An 18,211-nucleotide genomic window follows, 5' to 3' on the forward strand; every position below is an offset into this window, starting at 1 on the left:
CCCTCTATTCAGATGAAAGGACGAGTTTACCCCATGCGGGCAGTCTCGTCCTGATGCCAGGCACGCAGGACGAGGCGACGCTCCGCCTCGTCCCGCGCCGCCCTCAGCTGGCGCGCTTGGACTGCAGGAGCGCCAGCACCTCGTCCTTGGCGACCGAGTCGCGCTCGTTCGTCCGGCGGTTCCACAGCTCGACCTGGCCGTCGGCGGCGCCCTTGCCCGCGATGACGATCCACGGAACGCCCAGAAGTTCCGCGTCTCCGAACTTGACGCCGGGCGAGACCTTCTTCCGGTCGTCGTAGAGCACGTCGAGGCCGGCGGCGTCGAACGCGGCGGAGAGCTCCTCTGCAACGGCGAACGGCTCTTCGTTGCGGCCGGTGGCGATGATCTGCACGTCGAATGGGGCCACCTGCTCGGGCCAGATGAGACCACGGTCGTCGTGGTTGGCCTCGGCGATGAGCGCGAGGTTCCGGGTCACGCCGATGCCGTACGACCCCATCGTCACAGTGGTGAGCTTGCCCTGCTCGTTGAGGACCTTCAGCCCGAGAGCTTCCGCGTACTTGCGGCCGAGCTGGAAGACGTGCCCGATCTCCGTGCCTCGAGCCGTCGTGATGGCGCCGCTGCCGTCGGGGGCAGGGTCACCGTCGCGGACCTCGGCGGCGCCGATGCGCGCGTCCGCCGTGAAGTCTCGTCCGACGACCAGCGAGTGGACGTGCTTGCCCGCGATGTTGGCGCCGGTGATCCAGCTGGAGCCGTCCGCGACGGTCTCGTCGAGGAAGTACGCGACACCGGTGGTGGAGTCCTCGCCCAGCGCCTGGCCCTCGACAGACCACGGTCCGATGTACCCGCGAACGAGACCAGGGTGCTTCGCGAAGTCCTCTGCAGTCGCGGCCTCGACCTCAGCCGGCTGAAGGGCCGTCTCGAGGCGCTTCATGTCGACCTCGCGGTCGCCGGGGATGCCGACGACGACCAGGTCGCGGGTGCCGTCTGTGTGGAGACGCGCCACGACCACGTTCTTGAGCGTGTCCGCTGCTGTCCAGTCGCGGCTCTCGACCTTCGGGACGACCGCGTTGGCGTGCGCCACGAGCGTCGCGATGGTGGGCGTGTCGGGTGAATCGAAGACGGTCGCGGCACCGGTCGAGCTCGGGTCCACGGCGGCGGGAGCCGGCGCGGCGTAGGCCTCGACGTTCGCCGCGTAGCCGCCGGGCGAGCGCACGAAGGTGTCCTCGCCGACGGGCGTCGGGTGCAGGAACTCCTCGCTCCGTGACCCGCCCATCGCGCCGGCATTGGCAGCGACGATGACGTACTCGAGCCCGAGGCGGTCGAAGATGCGCTCGTAGGCGTCGCGCTGAGCCTGGTAGCTCGCGTCCAGTCCAGCGTCGTCGATGTCGAACGAGTACGCGTCCTTCATCGTGAACTCGCGGCCGCGCAGCAGCCCAGCGCGGGGACGCGCCTCGTCGCGGTACTTGTCCTGGATCTGGTAGATCGAGAGCGGCAGATCCTTGTACGAGGAGTAGAGATCCTTGACGGCGAGCGTGAAGGCCTCCTCGTGTGTGGGGGCGAGCACGAGGGGCGCGCCCTTGCGGTCCTCGAGGCGGAAGATCCCGTCGCCGAAGTCGTCGAGGCGGCCCGTGGCCTCGTAGAAGTCTGCGGGCAGGATGCCGGGGAAATGCACCTCCTGAGCGCCTGCCGCTTCCATCTCCTCGCGCACGATCTGCTCGATGCGACGCTTCACCTTGAGACCAAGCGGCAGCCACGCGAAGACGCCTGGCGCCTGGCGACGGATGTAGCCGGCGCGCACGAGGAGCCTGTGGCTGGCCACCTCAGCGTCGACGGGGTCTTCGCGGAGCGTGCGGACAAAGAGCTTGGAGAGGCGAGTAGTCACCCGGCCAATGCTAGTCCTGCCGGGGCCCATGCGCTGGCCTCGGTCGGACCTGGCAGACGCCTGGCCGACCGAGGGCACCGATCTGCGTCACCAGGGCTTGTCGTACAGGGAATCGCCCTCGGTCTCACCGCGTTCCTGGTCGAGCTCGTCCTGGCGGTCCTGCTGATTCTCCTGCAGCTGCTCTTCGAGCTCGGTCATCTCCGGCGACTGCGTCGATTCCGGAGGCTCCTCCCCCTCGGTCGGCTCCTGCGCCTCCGACTGCTGCTGCAGCTTCTGCTGGATGCGTTCGCTCGACTCGACCGTCGGGGGTTCGAATTCTGTGGACGCGCAACTCGGGTCGCGGGCATCCAGGACTGCGAGGGCCTCCTGCCACAGCGCGACCGCCCCTGCGGTGTCGTCCTCGGCGAGGCGCGCATCGCCCTGCCGCTCGATCGTGATGGCCAGATTCGCGCGGATCGGGCACTGCTGCGGAGGCTCGGCCAGCGGCAGTGCCGCCTCGAGCTCGGTGCGGGCTTCGTCGAGCAGTCCAAGCTGGAGCATCGACGTGCCCGTGTTGTACGGGGCCTTCCAGCTCTCGAGGATGTTCACGAACTTCTGCTGCTGCGCGGAGTTCATGCTCCCCTCGTACTCGGAGTCGGCATAGAGCGACACCGTGCGGTCGGCGATGACCGACATGCTGATCAGCTTGGTCGCGAACGCGGCTGCCAGGAGCGCGAACGGGATGCTGACGAGGATGAACCTCCGCCTGCGCTTCGCGGCGGCACCGGCCATGGGCACCGCCCCGCCGGCTTTTCTCCGACGAGGACTCATGCTGTTCCTCCCCTGGCCCTGCTGAGTTCGATGGAGTGCTTCACGGACTCCCAGACGTCTCGGAGCAGCAGGAGGAACGCGGCCGCGGCGAGGATCCAGTACACCTCGAACGCTGTCTCCGCACTGCCGCCGGTCTGCGTCACCCTGGTGCCGTCGACCTCCGCGGGAACCACATCCGTGCCGGGCTCGCGCACCTCGAGGGGCAGCGCGAGGTCGTCTGCGATGGTCTGCAGGGCGGCGGTGTCGATGACGGAGCGGGCCTGCTGGCCCTGTCCATCGAGGATGTAGCCCGACTCGTCCGTCGTGAGCGTGCCAGCAGTCTCCTTCATGGGCCCGCCCTCCTCGGTGCCGTAGCCGAGCACGGCTCCCCCGGCCAGATAGCCTGCGACGGCGCTGAACGAATCCGGTTCCGTCTCGGCGGTCTGCTCACCGTCGCCCAGGTAGTACACGAGCCTCGCCCGCTCCGGCTCGGCCTCGGCGGCCGCTTCCAGCACGTCCTGGACCAGCGGCTCTGCGATGGAGATGGAGCTGCCGCGGGAGTACTGGGTGACCTCCGGACGCAGCGTCTGCAGCAGGGCGTCGAGCGCCGTCGTGTCGGCGGTGAACGGCAGCCGCTGGACGGCGGCGGCATCGAAGGTCACGAGGCCGAACCTTGCCCCCTCGTGCGCGGCCGTCAGGGCTGAGATGTCCGCCTTCACGCCGTCGAGGCGCGGAGCGCCGTCCCAGTCCTCTGCGACCATGCTCGCGGTCGTGTCGACCACGAAGAGCACGTCGACCTCGCTCTGGAGGTTCGGGGCCGGAGCGCTGCCGACGCCAGGGCGGAACGCGGCGACCGCGATCAGGGCACAGGCGGCGAGGCGCAGGGCCCAGTTGACGCGGCGACGTCGATCCGATGCCCTGACGAGCGCGAAGACGCAGAAGCCGAGAAGGACCATGCCGACGAGTGCCAGGAGCACCGGGGGAAGTATGGGATTCCAGGTCATAGTCGAAGCCTCCAGGCCAGCACGACGTAGATGGATGCGAAGACGAGCATCAGCACGAGCCACACGTTCGGCCGGTCGGTGACGAGCAGCTGGGGCTGGCCGACCATGAGCGAGGTCTGCTCGCTCGTGATCTGATCGACGATGCCGGACACGCTGGCCGGGTCGGTGAGCTTGAAGTAGCTGCCATCCGCCTGCAGGATCGTCGTCCTGAACTGGTCGGCGAACGCATCCTCGAACTGGTTGGCATCGAGCGCGTAGATGGTGATCCCGCGCTCCTCCGTGTATTCGGCGGCCTCCGGGAACGAGACGAGCGGGTCGCCGTTCACCGCGTTGTCCGTCGCGAAGATGATGGAACGGGACCTTCCGTCATCGGCGGCCGGATCGTATTCGCCGAACGTCATCGCGCAGGAGGCAAGCCCATCGCCGACGAGGGAAGCGCCTGCAGCGCCCTGCGTGCCCTGGGCGAACGAGTACTCGATGTTGGATCCGCCCGAGGCTGACTCCATCTCATCCCGCACCTGCTGCAGCTGGGTCTCGACGAACGCGTAATCGTCGGTCAGCGGGAAGAGCTGGACCGCCGTCGCATCCCACAGCATGAGCGACATGCGCTCCCCGTCGAATCCCGGAAGCATCTCGAGGTACCTGTCGAGCACCTCGACGTCGTAGTCGACCATGGAGCCGGAGATGTCGAGACAGAGCACGATGTCGCGGTTGAACTTCTCCGGTGATTCGACGCGCTGGTACACCCAGCGGCCGGCCGCGACGCTCGTGACCGCGAGGAGGATGGCGAGGACGACCCCGACCGCAGTCATGAGACTCGAGTACCTGAGCAGCGCCCGTCGGTACGCCGGAAGCCTCGTGAGCCGCCTGGAGTTGGCGACGGGGATCGCGCCAGACCGCCCACGCTTGCGAGCACGCCACCAGGCGATGGCCGCGACGGCTGCCGCTAGTGCGATCAGCGACAGGCTGACCCACCACATCGCTATCGCCATGTCGCGATCACCTCCCGCGCAGCTGCGATCCCGGCCTCCGTGCCGCTCGGATCGTGCGCCCCGAAGACCATCGGGTAGTACTGGCCGACCGTGTGCGAGACCCCGCGCAGCTCGGTGCGCCTCAGGTCGGTGAGCGTCATCTTGTCGGCCGGAACGGTCGAGACGGCAGCGACGAAACCACGGACGAGCACGCTCAGCTCCGCGTGAGCCCGTCGCGGCGTCAGCTCGCCAGCCGCAGCACGGCGCGCGACCTCGTCCACGCGCTCGAGATACTCCTGCTGCAGCGCATGGACCGGCGGCCTCGCAGGAGGGAGCACCGGGGCTGCCTTCGGCGGGCGCGGTCGAGTCAGGAAGACCACAAGGAAGTAGAAGGCGACGATGGACGCCAAGATCAGGAACCCGAGAACCAGCCAGAACTGCGCGTAGTCGATGACGGGTACGACGGTCCCCTCCGGCGGTTGGACATCAGCGACGAACATTCGCCCTCGCTTTCAAGAGCGCAAGGAGTGTCGGCGCGACCTGCTGCTCGCTCGCGATCTCCGCGTACGACACCGCGTTCGCCTCGAACGTGCGCTCCATATCGAGCGCCCGCTTCTGCTCGGCGTACTCGAACTCGCGCTCGAGGAGCCGGTCCCCGCCGAAAAGGCTCGGCATGGCCCAGTTCCCTTCCACGTCGAAAGCCAGCTCGCCACGGGTGCCGCGCTGATGCGGTTCTGCGTCCGTGATCTGGAGCCAGACGATCTCATGCTGCGCCGCCAGCCGACGCACGAGCGCAGCACGTTCCTCGTCCCAGTCGAACTCGTCCGCGATCACGACGAGCAGCGCGCGGTGCCTGACCGTGAGACGGACTCGGTCGAGGACCGCGTTCATATCGCTGGTCGCTGTCTCGAGTCCAACCGTGTCATAGACAGCGTGCAGCATCCGCTCGAGCGCGGACGACGTGCTGCGGAACGGGAGCTGGCTGATGCCGTCGGAACTGCCCGTCACGAGACCCACGTCGTCACCATGCCGGATGGCGAGATAGCCGAGAACGCCCAGCGCCGTGACCAGCACCTCCCTCTTCGGCTCGCCGCTCGCCGAGATCGCCGCCATGTTGCGGCCGCCATCGACGGCGAACAGCACACGGTGGCGACGCTCGGCGACGTAGCGCTTCACGAGGGGGTGCCCCGCTCGCGCGCTCGCTTTCCAGTCGATGTCCTTGATCTCATCTCCCGCCACGTACTCGCGGAGATCGTCGAAATCCATGCTGCGACCCCGCAGATGCGAGGCGTACTGGCCGTCCAGCAGGTGCAGCACGCGCCTTCGCGCGTGCAGGAACATCTTCGACTTCACCTTCACGAGAAGGGGGCGTTCGCTCGACATGGTCACGGAGTTCGGACAGCCCCGAGCACCGCGTCGATGATCTGCTCGACGCGCACACCCGTGGCGTCCGCCTCGAAGCCGAGGATGATGCGGTGGCGGAGGATGCGGTGCGCCAATCGGCGAACGTCCTCGGGCACGACATGGTCGCGGCCCTGCAGGAGCGCGACTGCCCTGGCGCCCTTGGCGAAGTTGATCGAGGCGCGCGGCGACGCGCCGACCTCGACGAGCCTCGCCAGCTCCGGGCCGATGTACTCACCGGCGTGACGCGTCACGTAGACGAGCCCGACGATGTACTCCGTGATCGCCTTGTCGACGTACACGCGTGACGTCAGCTCCTGCAGCCGCGTCACGTCTTGCAGCCCCACCGCGGCTGGTTCCCCATGCTCGAAGACACCCTCGTCGATGCGACGCAGGATCTCGGCCTCCTCAGCTGGGTTCGGGTACTCGAGCACGTCCTTGAGCATGAAGCGGTCGAGCTGCGCCTCAGGCAGCACGTACGTGCCTTCCTGCTCGATGGGGTTCTGCGTGGCGATCACGAGGAACGGATCGGGCAGCGGGTACAGCGTGCCGCCGATCGTGGTCTGGCGCTCCTGCATCGCCTCGAGCATCGCGGACTGCGTCTTCGCGCTCGAGCGGTTGATCTCGTCGAGCAGCACGAAGTTCGCGTGGACGGGCCCGAGCTGGGTCGAGAAACGGTGTTCCGCGGCATCGTAGATCTGCGTGCCGACGATGTCTGACGGCAGGAGGTCCGGCGTGCACTGGATGCGACTGAACGACCCACGGACCGATTGCGCGAGCGTCTGGGCTGCCGTCGTCTTCGCGAGGCCGGGAACCGACTCGAGGAGGACGTGCCCCCCGGACATGAGCCCGACGAGCAGCGTCTCGCGCAGCTGCGTCTGGCCGACGACCTTGTGTGCGAAGGCCTGCGAGACGGCCCCGATGGCACGCCCCGCTTCCTGGAGCTCCTGCTGGCTGAGCTTGAGCTGCTGACCGCCGACAATCGTCACGGATCCTTCTTCCTGCGGCTGGACACGCCTGCCGCCTCTACTGATCTCGTCTCGGGCACTTCAGTGATTCGCAAGGGAAAGCGTAGTGACACCGTGCGGCACTCACGTTCAGCCTCCCGCGCGTCTTTCTCGAACGGCTACTCGAAGAGTCGGATCGGGTTGACGATGTCGACATAGATGAAGAGGGCGCTCATCGCCATGAGGCATCCCGCGATCACCAGGGTGACGGGGAGCAGCTTGGCCGTGTCGAACGGACCAGGGTCGGGGCGACCGAACAGCTTGGCGAGCCGTCGACGGACACCGTCGATGAGCGCGGCGAGCACGTGTCCGCCGTCGAGGGGCGGCAGCGGGACGAGGTTGATGACGCCGAGCGCGATGTTGACGGATGCGACCAGCTGCACGATGGTCGCCACCCGATCGACGACGGGGATGCTGCTCTCAGCTGCCACCTCGCCTGTGATCCGTCCGACCCCGACAACGCTCATCGGGCCGTTCGGGTCACGCTCGGCGCCCCCGAAGCCGGCGTTCCACATCTCGACGATGCGCTCGGGGATCGTGATCAGGAAGTTGCCGACGGCGCGCACGTTAGCCTCGGCCATCGTGAACGCGTAGAGCGGCGACTGCCTGATGCGCTCCTGCGTCGGCGTGATGCCGACGAACCCGACTTCCTGCGTCACGAACGAGCCGTCCGCGGCTTCGACGCGTGCTCCCGTCAGCTCGTCGAGCTCGTAGACGGTGTTGACGCTTGGCGTGAGCTCCACCTGCAGCTGCTCACCCGCACGGTCGACCCCGACGGAGATCGGCTCGCCCGGGCTCACGCGGATGGTCTCCTGGAGGAGGTCCCAGCTGTCGGTGGCGGTGCCGTCGACGCTCGTGATCCTGTCACCGGGGAGGAGTCCGGCCTCGAAGGCGGGTGCCGGCGTCTCGCACGCCTCACCTGGCTCAGGCGCCACCGAGCCAGCCGGGACGACGCACTCGTAGACCGTGCCGACCGTCGTCGACGGCTGGTAGAGCCCGAATCCGGAGCAGACGATCATGAAGCCGAGGATCGCGATGACGAAGTTCATGGCTGGTCCACCGACCATGATGACGATGCGCTTCCAGACGGGGAGCGCCGCGTACGTCCGCGACTCCTCCCCCGGCAGCACCCCTTCCGCGGACGCGAGCCTGGCGTCGTCGATCATGCTCGACATGAACCCGGTCCCGCCCGTGCGCGCGGCCTGTCCCGCCTTGGCGGGCGGGTACATGCCGATCATGGCGACGTACCCGCCGAGCGGGATGGCCTTCACGCCGTATTCCGTCTCGCCCCGTTTGCGCGAGAAGAGCGTCGGCCCGAACCCCACCATGTACTGCGTGACGCGCACCCCGAAGCGCTTGGCGGGGACGAGGTGGCCGACCTCGTGGAGCGCGATAGACGCGGCGAGGCCGATGACTGCGGCCAGGACGCCGACGATGAAGAGCAAGACTGATTCCACGGGGGTCAAGCGTAGACCCGCCTTGTCGCTCGCATGCTGTCGATCTGCCCTGCCCGCCGGGCCGCGCGCGCACCGGTGCTGCGAGTCGCCCACCGCGTAGGCTTGCCCGATCATGAGCGAAGCATCAACGCTGCACGCTGCAGCCGCCGTCGAACTCGCCGTTGTCGTCCGTTCTGGGTTCATCGAATCCAGGCACGTCGGCGCTGCGGTCCTGACCAACCCGGACGCGACGATCCGTGCCGAGCTCGGAGACGGGCATCAGCCGGTGTTCCCACGCTCGACCCTCAAGCTCTTCCAGGCGCAGACCGCGCTGGCGCTCGGCGCGCGGCTGACTGACGAGCAGACGGCGATCGCCTGCGGCAGCCACTCCGGTTCCCCAGCCCACGTCGCGCACGTGCGGGAGATCCTGCACGCCAGCGGGCTCGACGACCGGGCGCTCGCCTGCCCTGCTTCCTGGCCCCGGGACCGTGCCTCCAGAGACGCGCTCGTTCGCGCCGGCGAGGCATCCTCCCCGGTGTACATGGAGTGCAGCGGCAAGCACGCTGCGATGCTGGCGGCCTGCGTCGCCCAGGGGTGGCCGACGGAGGGGTACCTGACGGCAGATCATCCGCTCCAGGTGGCTGTCAAGGACACGGTCGAGCGCATGACCAGGGAACGCCCGAGCGCGGTCGGTGTCGACGGATGCGGCGCGCCGGTCTTCGCCGTCAGCCTCGTCGGTCTCGCGGCGGCGGCGAGCCGGCTCGCCACGGCCAGTCCGTCCTCCCCGTTCCCGCTCTTCAAGGCGGCAGCCGCCGTGTGGCGCTCGGTGCTCTCCAACGGCTGGCTTCTCGAGGGTCACGGGCGCCCGAATTCCCTGGTCGTCTCCGAGCTCGGTGTGCTCGCGAAGTCCGGCGCTGAGGGGATCCTCATCCTCGCAGCGGCGGACGGCACCGCGGTCGCGATGAAGATGCTCGACGGCTCCAGCCGTGGAACGACGCTCGTGGGTCTGCAGCTGCTCGTCGCGGCCGGTGCCGTCGATGTGGGTCGAGTGCAGCAGCTGCTGCCGCGGCTCGGGCTCGAGGTCATGGGCGGTGGCGTCCTCGTCGGCGAGATCATGGTCGGCAGCGGAGTTCCGACGAGCCTCTAGGGGCCACTGAGGGACCTCTCCTGGTCCGACCAGCGGATGCGTTCCAGTACGCCTCGACTGTGGCGCAGGACCGCGCTGCGCGACGCGTCGACGATCAGCGGCGGCAGAGGATCGCCTCTGAGGAGTGACCGGTGCTCGGCGGGGGTCACGCCTGACAGCAGGACGCGGTGCTCGGCAGAGAGCCTCGACAGGATCCCGAATCGACCCTGCCACGCCTCGAGGTCGGCGATGACAGCTCGCTGAACGCTTCCCGGCTCCGAGCCGCTTCGCTCGGGGTGTCCTCGAGTTGCGCTCGTCACCGCACTCCAGTCCGCGAGATCCGTGCAGACGAACCCCCTTGCTTCGAGGATGCGCCGCATCGTGGCAGGATGGCGAGCCACCACGAGCAGCTCTCGGTCGCTCTCGCCGTGGATCAGGTCGAGTGGATCCGTCGCGTCTTCGGCGTCACGAGCACGGTTGCCGATCGGCTGGGACGCCTGTGCGACCTGGCAGGCTCTCCCGCGCCAGACCGCCCGTCCGGCGGGGGCATCCGCGTCGTGCTCCGACGACTGCCCGCCCGCCATGACGTATGCGCTGCGATCGCCGCCGACCAGGCGGAGCGTCTGGGCAGCGGAGGCGACAATCGCCGCCGTCCCGCCCGTCACCCGACTCAGCGAGAACGCGACGGCCGGTGAGCAGGATGCGGAGGCTTTGATGAGGCGCACGAGGCGCTCGGTCATGGCGGTGCGGTGCGGCTCCTCCACCCCGGTGAGGAGCGCATCGATATCGTCGACGAGCAGCAGGCCCGGGCCCGCAGCGTGGTCTGCGGCAATCAGCTGGTCCCAGGCCGGCTCTGGATCCCCCGCCAGGACGGTGACCCACCCGACGACGGAGTCGGGCTCCGAGCGGGCCGACTCCATGAGCGCCGTGAGGCAGCCGGTCTTCCCGGTTCGAGGCCCTCCGATGACCGCCACCGCGCCGAGATGCGGGTCGAAGCGTGCGGGGCGCTGCTCGCGAGCCTCGGTGTCGTCGCTCAGCCCGAATGCGAGACCCGGGCCGTGCCCCACGAGTGCTTCGAGCGTGATCCGCGTGGGAAGAGCGGGCAGCCACGGCCGCTGCGGAGGTGGATGGCCGAGGTGAGCTTCCCGCTGGGCGGCCGCTTCGACGAAGCCTGCGACAGCCGTGCGGTCTCGATGCCGCACCTGGACTTCTGCGATCCGGTTGTCGCGCGCGACCAGGGCGAGCCCGGGTGAGTCGACGGGCAGGCGCGCGGCGGAGGCGGTGCCGATCAGCGCGGTGCTGTCCGCGTCCGCGACCACGCGGAGGCAGATGCGGATGCTGCAGTTGGCAAGCGTCGTCGCTCGGACGGCGACCGCCGGCTGCTGGGCGCACAACACGAGGTGCATCCCGAGGCTCCTCCCCCTCGCTGAGATGTCCGCGAACACGGAGTGCAACTCGGCACCGGCGTCCACAAGCGCCTGGTACTCGTCGACGATGACGACTAAACGGGCGAGGCCGGGCAGCTGGCCGATGTGAGTCGCACCGGCGGCGCGGAGCGCGCGTTCACGCTCGCGGAGCTCGGCACGCAGGCTGACCGCCGCCCGCTGCGCCTCGGCAGCGTCCAGATCGGTGACGATGCCGACGCAGTGCGGGAGCTCGGCCAGAGGGTCGAACGTCGCGCCGCCCTTGAAGTCGAAGCACAGCACCTGCACCTCGCGAGTGGATCTCGTCTCGGTCAGGGCCAGCACCCAGGTCACGAGCAGCTCGCTCTTGCCGGACCCGGTCGTGCCCCCGATCACCGCGTGCGGGCCGTCGGCGACGAGGTCGACGCCGAACAGCCTGGTGCCGTTTGCGCCGAGTGTGCCGAGGTCGGCGTACAGGCCGGCGCCGCTCGCCCTCGTCGGCCCGGCAGCGGCTGGGCTCGTGATCGACGCTGGACGTCTCGGTTCTCCGGAGTCCTGCCCGTCGATGCCCGCCTGACCAGCCCCGTCGGGACGGCTCGGACCGGAGGCGCGAAGCTGCTCCGCCGTCACGAACCTGGGCCGCAGCGTGATGCGACGACCGTTCTCGAGCACGACGCTCGCGGCTGAGGCGTTCTGCACATGGACGCGAACCTGGGCCGCGTTCGACGACTCGCCGTCTCGAGCTCCGGAGAGGTCGAGGAGCAGCCCGCCGACAGGCACCTGCGCATCAGCCCATCTCCACGGGCGACCAAGTGCGGAGAGCTCCTCGGCCAAGGCCCGCTCGGAGGCGTCGGCGCAGATGCGCACCTCGCCCGCGCACGCCGGCTGCTGGACGAGCAGCGCGCGTGCCGCCGCAAGAACCAGCCTGCTGCTCCCGGTGATCTCGAACGTCGCACCGGCACCGAAGACGGGAGCGTCGTCGAGCGTGAGGACGTGATCGAGACGCGCACGTACGTCTTCTGGGAGGTGCCGCAGCTCACCGGACATGGGGACACGCACACGCACCGATCCTGATCCGAGGCAGAAGCGCTCCTGCAGCTCCAGAGGGGGTGCGCCACGAGCGGTGCAGGGCTCTGCAGCGACGGCCTCCAGCCTCCGCAGCTCGTCCGAGGCGAGCGCCCGAGCCTGCTGGATGCATGCGTCGAGTTCGTGATCGAACACGGCTTGCGCCCGCCTGTGCTCGGCGCTCGCCTGACGTCTCGACTCCGCGTAGCTTGCTGTCGCCATGATGGGACCGAGCAGGGCGAATGCAAGCATGGCGGGTGAGCCCAGAAGCAGCCAGAGCAGGATCGAGGCGACGACCGGAGCCGAGGCCATGATGATGGGAAACGCCACTCCCCTCAGCTCGGGGACGGGCGCGGGCAAGGACAGGACCGGCTCGATCAGCCGGGGCCCTGCCCGTTCGTCCGATCGCCCGTGAGGCCCCTCAGTCGTCACGTCCTGCAGCGGCTGTTTCCGGCTCATCGGACCACTGTTCGACGACAGCGAGCCAGGGCGGAACCACACACCGCTCGACGAGCCAGGCGACGCTCGAGGCAAGCGGATCGTCCGCTCTGACCTCGAGCGCTCTCTTCGCGAAGGCCGCCGCTGCGCTCGACCTCCCCGAGGCCCATTCGAGCCAGCTCATGCTGGCAAGGAGCACGGGTTCATCGTCGAGGTCGACGAGCTCCGCGAGACGTCGCAGGACCGCGGCGGCCTGGCGAACACGCCTGCGGGAGAACTCGGGCAGGGGTCGGTGCACGTCCTCCTCTCCCATCACCGTGCTCCAGACCGGCGCCAGCGAGAGCAGGTCGGCGTGCGCGCCGAACCCGATCGTCACGAGGAGCAGTTCAGAGGTGTGGCGGCCCCGGAGCATGCAGAGCAGATGTGCGAGTTCCGCGTCTGTCGGTGCAGCCCGGAGCGTGTCAGGAGCGAATGCCATGAGCCACCGTTGCCGCATCGACGGCAGGTCGTCCTCACCCTCGTGGTGCTGCCAGTGTCGCTCATCCTCGTCCGCGAAGCGCAGCCTTGTGGTCACGGACGCGGGCGTGATGAGCGACTCGTCGCCCGGCTTCGCCGTCGCCCGCACCCACTCCTCCTGTGCGCCGAGCGGGCGCGGGCCGATGTCGCAGCAGTCGGCGTCGTCGCACCCGTAGACGCCCCAGGCGTCGGCGGCTCGGCATATGCAGGCGACAAGCTCGATTCCTGCGCGGTCCGCCGCTGCGACAAGCTCCTCGGCAAGCACCCAGAAGGGTGGCCGCGGACCAGACCCGAAGGGCAGGTCCGGGCACAGGACGAAGACGACTCGCTCGATGCTCCTCAGGTGCGACAGGTGACCGATCACGGCATTCGCGTAGGCGGCCGCACCCGCTGCTGACGGTTCCGGTACCTCAGGCAAATCGAAGCGGAGGACCACTCCTCCCCGTTTCCCGCTGAGCGGTATGGCGACAAGTGAGCCGACGGGTGAGTAGCCGAGGAGACGAGGCACGGCGTCGAGAATCTGCTTCGGTGTGCTGAGGCGAATCTGTTGCATGCCCAGAAGCTAGGCCCCACGTCAGCCGTGCGGTTCCGTGGTGTCCGCGGTTGTGGACAGCGAGCGTTTCACACACCTGTGACGACGAAGTGAACAGAGCACGGCACGCGGAAGACGATCCGCGTGCCGTGCTCGGAGACCGGACGAGTGTCCAGCCCCGTCAGTGCTGAGAAGGGGGCTGCTGGCCGTACGGCTGCTGGTTCTCGGGGGCGCGACCAAGCGGCGGCTGCTGAACGGGCGGCTGCCCGTACGGCTGCTGCGTTGGTGCCTGTCCGTACGGCTGCTGACCGTACGGCTGCGCCGGAGCCTGACCGTAGGGCTGCTGGCCGTTGGGCTGGGTCGGAGCCTGACCGTAGGGCTGCTGGCCGTTGGGCTGGGTCGGAGCCTGACCGTAGGGCTGCTGGCCGTTGGGCTGGGCCGGGTTCTGTCCATACGGCTGCGCGGGGGCCTGTCCGTAGCCGGACTGCACCGGTGCCTGTCCGTAGGCCTGTCCCTGTGCCCCCGGCCCATAGCCGACTGCGCCCTGGGGCTGCCCGTACTGGCCACCCAGGTTCATGAGTGCCGGGTTCCAACGCGAGCTGTCGAAGCCGATGATGGCGAGCCACACGATGGGGAGGAAGATGTAGAGCAGCACCCAGACGCCGCTCTTGCCGAAGCCGAGACCGATGCGGTAGGCGGCGATAGCCATGAGCACGACGAGGGCGATGTTGACGCCGGGGATGAAACCGACGAGGACCCACCAGCCGGGGAAGCCCGCGGCTTCGACGAACGTCCACGAGTTGTAGACCGGAACCCAGGCCTTCCAGGCCTCGATGCCCATCTTCGTGAACACCTTCGACATGATCCACGAGGTGAGCGCGTAGGCGCCCAGCACGAGGACGAGCCACAGGAGGATCCCGAGGGCGCCGATACCGGCAGCGGCCTGATCGCCGTAAGCGATGATTTCCATGGAGGAGTCACTTTCTGATATTCAGTCGACGTCTGCGTCGAGCGCGGGGAGTGCGCATGAGCCAGAAATCGCAGACATGGTACAAAGTAGCGGCGTTTCAACGACTTTGTCGATGGGGAGCGCTCCCCTGCGCGCCTGGCGTCGGGAGCGCTGCTGCCTGCGACGGGCGGCTCAGAGGCCTTCAGGCACGATCAGCCGCGCGGCGCCCGGTCCAGTTGGTTCGAGTTCCCAACCGGCCTCGCGGCAGAAGTCCGCCAGCTCTTCCGCATCCCGCAGCGCCGCCGCCCGGTCAGGCTGCGACGAGGCGCGCGTGATGAGACCGCGGGTGAAGAGGCCCTTGCCTCGTTTGTTGAAGTGGTTGAGCGAGCGCACGGTGCCGTCTGCCGACCTCGAGACGACATCGATGGACGCATGCCGCTCAGCAACCTCGACCGGTCCGAGCGCAGCGTACGCCTTTGATCGGAGGTCGACCACGAGCCCCCTGTGCGCCGACAGCGCCTGGCTCGCCGCTGGAGCCCAGCGGCGAGCTGCAGCGACACCGCCGAGCCGTGACGCCGCGGAGAGCCGATAGGCGGGAATGCCTTCTCCCCCGCCGACGAGCCCGAACAGAGCGGAGTGGACCGCCACATGGTGCGCCGCCCAGCTCAGCTGGGGCGCAGTCAGGGTCGGGGCGTCGAGGGCGTCGTACAGCACACCCGTGTACCGGAGCAGCGCCGGCATGCGAGGGGCTGAGCGCAGGGTGCGGTTCCTGTTGAGCTCGACCTCTGCCTGCTTCTCGGAGATCTTGAGCACCTTGCGGGCGGTCTCGCGGTCGTGCGAGAGACTGTGCAGCTCGCTGGCGACGAGCTCCCGCGTCGTCGCGAATGTCTCCGGCCAGCTGAGCCCGCCTGCTTCCGGGCTCTCGACCAACTCCCCCGTGAACGCAGCGTTGCCGCCGTCCCGTTTTGTTTCGGACGGCGGCAACAGCAGCAGGAGACCTTCGGTCACTCCCCGGAGACGAGTTCAGCCTCGCCGGCGACGACCGTGACGACGTCGCTGTTCACCGAGAGGAAGCCGCCCTCGGCGTTGGCGACGATCTTCGATCCATCGGAAGCCGTGATGCGAACCTGTCCGGCACCCAGGGCTGCGAGCACAGGCTCGTGGCCGGAGAGGATTCCGATCTCGCCCTCAGAGGTGCGGGCGACGACCATGGTCGCACTCCCCTCCCAGACGAGCTTGGTTGCTTCGACGACCTTGACGGTCAGTTCGCCTTTGCCTGCCATGACTATGCGTTGTCCTTCTGCATCTGCGCCCACTTCTCTTCGACGTCGTTGATTCCACCGACGTTGAAGAAGGCCTGCTCGGCGACGTGGTCGAAGTCGCCCTTGGCGATGGCGTCGAACGACTCGATGGTCTCCTTGAGCGGAACCGTCGAACCCTCGACACCAGTGAACTTCTTCGCCATGTAGGTGTTCTGCGAGAGGAACTGCTGGATACGGCGAGCGCGGGAGACGGTGATCTTGTCTTCCTCGGAGAGCTCGTCGACACCGAGGATCGCGATGATCTCCTGCAGTTCCTTGTTCTTCTGAAGGATCTGCTTGACCTCGGTCGCGACGCGGTAGTGGTCGGCGCCCAGGTAACGGGGGTCGAGGATGCGGCTCGTCGACGTGAGCGGGTCGATGGCCGGGTAGAGGCCCTTCGACGCGATCTCACGCGAGAGCTCCGTCGTGGCGTCGAGGTGGGCGAACGTCGTCGCAGGGGCCGGGTCGGTGTAGTCGTCAGCAGGCACGTAGATGGCCTGGAGCGACGTGATCGAGTGGCCACGCGTCGACGTGATGCGCTCCTGGAGCACACCCATCTCGTCGGCGAGGTTCGGCTGGTATCCGACGGCGGACGGCATGCGGCCGAGCAGCGTGGAGACCTCGGAACCGGCCTGCGTGAAGCGGAAGATGTTGTCGATAAAGAGGAGCACGTCCTGCTTCTGCACGTCACGGAAGTACTCAGCCATGGTGAGGGCCGAGAGGGCGACGCGCAGTCGCGTTCCCGGCGGCTCGTCCATCTGGCCGAATACAAGCGCAGTCTTGTCGAAGACGCCTGCTTCTTCCATCTCGTAGATGAGGTCGTTGCCCTCACGCGTGCGCTCGCCGACACCGGCGAACACCGAGACGCCGCCGTGGTCCTGCGCGACGCGCTGGATCATCTCCTGGATGAGGACGGTCTTGCCGACGCCGGCTCCACCGAAGAGGCCGATCTTTCCACCCTGGACGTACGGGGTGAGCAGGTCGATGCTCTTGATGCCGGTCTCGAAGAGCTCGGTCTTCGACTCGAGCTGGTCGAAGGCCGGGGGCTCGCGGTGGATGGGCCAGCGTTCGGTGATCTCGTAGGGCTCCGAGATCATGGTCTCGTTGAGCACTTCACCGGTGACGCTGAAGACCTTGCCCTTGGTGACGTCGCCGACGGGCACCGAGATGGGGGCGCCTGTGTCGCGGACTTCCTGGCCGCGGACGAGGCCGTCGGTGGGCTTGAGCGCGATGGCGCGGACGAGGTCGTCGCCGAGGTGCTGTGCGACCTCGAGCGTGAGCTTGAGCGACTGGTCGCCGAGGCTGACCTCGGTCTCGAGCGCGTGGTAGATGCCGGGGATGGCGTCATGCGGGAACTCGATGTCGACAACGGGACCCGTGACACGGGCGATCCGGCCGACACCGGCCGGAGCCGTCGTGTCTTCCCTGTCGGAGACGATGTGCGTCGTCATGTCTTGTCCTTTTCTTGCGTGTTCGCGCGGTTATGCGGTTGCGAGCGCGTCCGCGCCGCCCACGATCTCGGAAATCTGCTGCGTGATCTCTGCCTGGCGCGCGTTGTTCGCGAGCCTGGTGTAGTCGCGCACCAGGGTGTCTGCGTTGTCGGAAGCCGCGCTCATCGCGCGCTGGCGGGCAGCGTGCTCGGATGCGGCGGAGTGCAGCATGGCGTTGAAGAGGCGCGCCTGGATGTAGTCGGGAAGCAGTGCGTGGAGCACCGTCTCCGCATCCGGCTCGAACTCGTACAGCGGGAGCAGCGGGGCGTCTTCTGCGACGTCGTCGCTTTCGACGACCTCGAGCGGCAGGAGCCGCACGACGGTCGGCGTCTGCGTGACCATCGACTGGAACCGGTTGTAGACGTAGTGGATCTCTTCCACGCCGCCGTCCTCGAAGGGAATCGTGAACCGTTCGACCAGTGCCTCGCCGAGCTCCTTCGCGGTCTGGAAGACCGGGAGGTCCGTCGAGCCTGTCCACTGCTTCTCGCTCGCGCGCTTGCGGAAGGCGAAGTAGCCCACCGCCTTGCGCCCGATGAGGTAGTGGACGACTTCCTTGCCTTCTGACTCGAGCTGGTTCGTGAGGCCCTCGGCCTCGCGAAGCACGCTCGACGAGAAGGCTCCGTTGAGGCCTCGGTCGCTCGTGAAGACGACGACCGCGACGCGGCGGACCTCTTCACGCTCGGTGACGAGGATGTGATCGATGTCCGTGTAGCTGGCCACTGCCGAGACTGCCTCGGTAATCGCCTGCGCGTACGGGTTCGACTCGGCCATGCGTTTCCGCGCCTTGGTGATGCGCGAAGTGGCGATCAGCTCCATGGCGCGGGTGACCTTCTTCATCGTCTGGGCAGACTTGATCTTCTGCCGGTAGACCCGAAGTTGTGCTCCCATGCTTCTCCTGTGC

16 protein-coding genes are annotated in these 18,211 nt (G+C 68.0%); 1 reads left to right on the forward strand and 15 read right to left on the reverse strand.

From position 1 onward, the window contains the following. Positions 1-103: 103 nt before the first annotated feature. The 8 genes from C5C17_RS11250 to C5C17_RS11285 form a co-directional block, all read right to left on the reverse strand. On the reverse strand, positions 104-1,882 hold the full coding sequence (locus tag C5C17_RS11250; protein ID WP_104253464.1) for a proline--tRNA ligase: 1,779 nt from the start codon (positions 1,880-1,882) through the stop codon (positions 104-106). Positions 1,883-1,969: 87 nt separating this feature from the next. Next, on the reverse strand, positions 1,970-2,692 hold the full coding sequence (locus tag C5C17_RS11255) for a hypothetical protein (protein ID WP_146079150.1): 723 nt from the start codon (positions 2,690-2,692) through the stop codon (positions 1,970-1,972). Next, the gene (locus C5C17_RS11260) at positions 2,689-3,675 is read right to left on the reverse strand and encodes a VWA domain-containing protein (protein WP_104253466.1); all 987 of its coding nucleotides are present in this window, start codon (positions 3,673-3,675) and stop codon (positions 2,689-2,691) included. Before C5C17_RS11260 ends, C5C17_RS11255 begins: the two co-directional genes overlap by 4 nt. Then, entirely contained in the window at positions 3,672-4,667 is a 996-nt protein-coding gene (locus tag C5C17_RS11265) for a VWA domain-containing protein (protein ID WP_146079151.1), read from the reverse strand. The genes C5C17_RS11260 and C5C17_RS11265 overlap by 4 nt, the downstream gene beginning before the upstream one ends. Further along, the gene (locus C5C17_RS11270; protein ID WP_104253468.1) at positions 4,658-5,146 is read right to left on the reverse strand and encodes a hypothetical protein; all 489 of its coding nucleotides are present in this window, start codon (positions 5,144-5,146) and stop codon (positions 4,658-4,660) included. The genes C5C17_RS11265 and C5C17_RS11270 overlap by 10 nt, the downstream gene beginning before the upstream one ends. Continuing rightward, a complete protein-coding gene (locus tag C5C17_RS11275) occupies positions 5,133-6,029 on the reverse strand; it encodes a DUF58 domain-containing protein (protein ID WP_104253469.1) in 897 nt (298 codons plus the stop codon). Before C5C17_RS11275 ends, C5C17_RS11270 begins: the two co-directional genes overlap by 14 nt. A gap of 2 nt (positions 6,030-6,031) precedes the next feature. Continuing rightward, a complete protein-coding gene (locus C5C17_RS11280) occupies positions 6,032-7,036 on the reverse strand; it encodes an AAA family ATPase (protein ID WP_371029531.1) in 1,005 nt (334 codons plus the stop codon). Positions 7,037-7,173: 137 nt separating this feature from the next. Continuing rightward, entirely contained in the window at positions 7,174-8,511 is a 1,338-nt protein-coding gene (locus C5C17_RS11285) for an RIP metalloprotease (protein ID WP_258066173.1), read from the reverse strand. A 112-nt stretch (positions 8,512-8,623) separates the two neighbouring features. Between C5C17_RS11285 and C5C17_RS11290 the strand changes: the two genes are divergently transcribed. Continuing rightward, positions 8,624-9,637 carry an asparaginase gene (locus tag C5C17_RS11290; RefSeq protein ID WP_104253471.1) on the forward strand — a complete coding sequence of 338 codons (1,014 nt, stop codon included), beginning with the start codon at positions 8,624-8,626 and terminating at the stop codon, positions 9,635-9,637. Here C5C17_RS11290 and C5C17_RS11295 read toward each other — a convergent pair. From C5C17_RS11295 to C5C17_RS11325, 7 genes are all read right to left on the reverse strand, one after another. Next, positions 9,634-12,414 carry an FtsK/SpoIIIE domain-containing protein gene (locus C5C17_RS11295; protein ID WP_146079152.1) on the reverse strand — a complete coding sequence of 927 codons (2,781 nt, stop codon included), beginning with the start codon at positions 12,412-12,414 and terminating at the stop codon, positions 9,634-9,636. The two genes, C5C17_RS11290 and C5C17_RS11295, sit on opposite strands and share 4 nt — an antisense overlap. Positions 12,415-12,505: 91 nt before the next feature. Continuing rightward, on the reverse strand, positions 12,506-13,591 hold the full coding sequence (locus C5C17_RS11300) for a DUF4192 family protein (protein WP_104253473.1): 1,086 nt from the start codon (positions 13,589-13,591) through the stop codon (positions 12,506-12,508). A 160-nt stretch (positions 13,592-13,751) separates the two neighbouring features. Then, positions 13,752-14,540 (reverse strand): DUF5684 domain-containing protein, encoded by a 789-nt coding sequence (locus C5C17_RS19085; protein WP_104253474.1) that lies wholly within the window; start codon positions 14,538-14,540, stop codon positions 13,752-13,754. A gap of 171 nt (positions 14,541-14,711) precedes the next feature. After that, positions 14,712-15,527, reverse strand: coding sequence for a YaaA family protein (locus C5C17_RS11310; protein ID WP_104253475.1), 816 nt, complete (start codon positions 15,525-15,527; stop codon positions 14,712-14,714). Next, complete coding sequence (locus C5C17_RS11315; RefSeq protein ID WP_104253476.1) at positions 15,524-15,802, reverse strand: F0F1 ATP synthase subunit epsilon; 279 nt, start codon at positions 15,800-15,802, stop codon at positions 15,524-15,526. The genes C5C17_RS11310 and C5C17_RS11315 overlap by 4 nt, the downstream gene beginning before the upstream one ends. A 2-nt stretch (positions 15,803-15,804) precedes the next feature. Beyond that, the gene (gene atpD / locus C5C17_RS11320; RefSeq protein WP_104253477.1) at positions 15,805-17,271 is read right to left on the reverse strand and encodes a F0F1 ATP synthase subunit beta; all 1,467 of its coding nucleotides are present in this window, start codon (positions 17,269-17,271) and stop codon (positions 15,805-15,807) included. A 30-nt stretch (positions 17,272-17,301) separates the two neighbouring features. Continuing rightward, positions 17,302-18,198 carry a F0F1 ATP synthase subunit gamma gene (locus tag C5C17_RS11325; protein WP_104253478.1) on the reverse strand — a complete coding sequence of 299 codons (897 nt, stop codon included), beginning with the start codon at positions 18,196-18,198 and terminating at the stop codon, positions 17,302-17,304. Positions 18,199-18,211: the final 13 nt, after the last annotated feature.

The organism is Pseudoclavibacter sp. RFBA6 (assembly GCF_002931575.1).
GTDB lineage: Bacteria > Actinomycetota > Actinomycetes > Actinomycetales > Microbacteriaceae > Pseudoclavibacter > Pseudoclavibacter terrae.

Bases quoted from the DNA above. Each gene is read 5' to 3' on its own strand.
- C5C17_RS11255 (WP_146079150.1), bottom strand. From the start codon at position 2,692: ATGAGTCCTCGTCGGAGAAAAGCCGGCGGGGCGGTGCCCATGGCCGGT.
- C5C17_RS11260 (WP_104253466.1), bottom strand. From the start codon at position 3,675: ATGACCTGGAATCCCATACTTCCCCCGGTGCTCCTGGCACTCGTCGGC.
- C5C17_RS11265 (WP_146079151.1), bottom strand. From the start codon at position 4,667: ATGGCGATAGCGATGTGGTGGGTCAGCCTGTCGCTGATCGCACTAGCG.
- C5C17_RS11270 (WP_104253468.1), bottom strand. From the start codon at position 5,146: ATGTTCGTCGCTGATGTCCAACCGCCGGAGGGGACCGTCGTACCCGTC.
- C5C17_RS11275 (WP_104253469.1), bottom strand. From the start codon at position 6,029: ATGTCGAGCGAACGCCCCCTTCTCGTGAAGGTGAAGTCGAAGATGTTC.
- C5C17_RS11290 (WP_104253471.1), top strand. From the start codon at position 8,624: ATGAGCGAAGCATCAACGCTGCACGCTGCAGCCGCCGTCGAACTCGCC.
- C5C17_RS11300 (WP_104253473.1), bottom strand. From the start codon at position 13,591: ATGCAACAGATTCGCCTCAGCACACCGAAGCAGATTCTCGACGCCGTG.
- C5C17_RS19085 (WP_104253474.1), bottom strand. From the start codon at position 14,540: ATGGAAATCATCGCTTACGGCGATCAGGCCGCTGCCGGTATCGGCGCC.
- C5C17_RS11315 (WP_104253476.1), bottom strand. From the start codon at position 15,802: ATGGCAGGCAAAGGCGAACTGACCGTCAAGGTCGTCGAAGCAACCAAG.
- atpD (WP_104253477.1), bottom strand. From the start codon at position 17,271: ATGACGACGCACATCGTCTCCGACAGGGAAGACACGACGGCTCCGGCC.
- C5C17_RS11325 (WP_104253478.1), bottom strand. From the start codon at position 18,198: ATGGGAGCACAACTTCGGGTCTACCGGCAGAAGATCAAGTCTGCCCAG.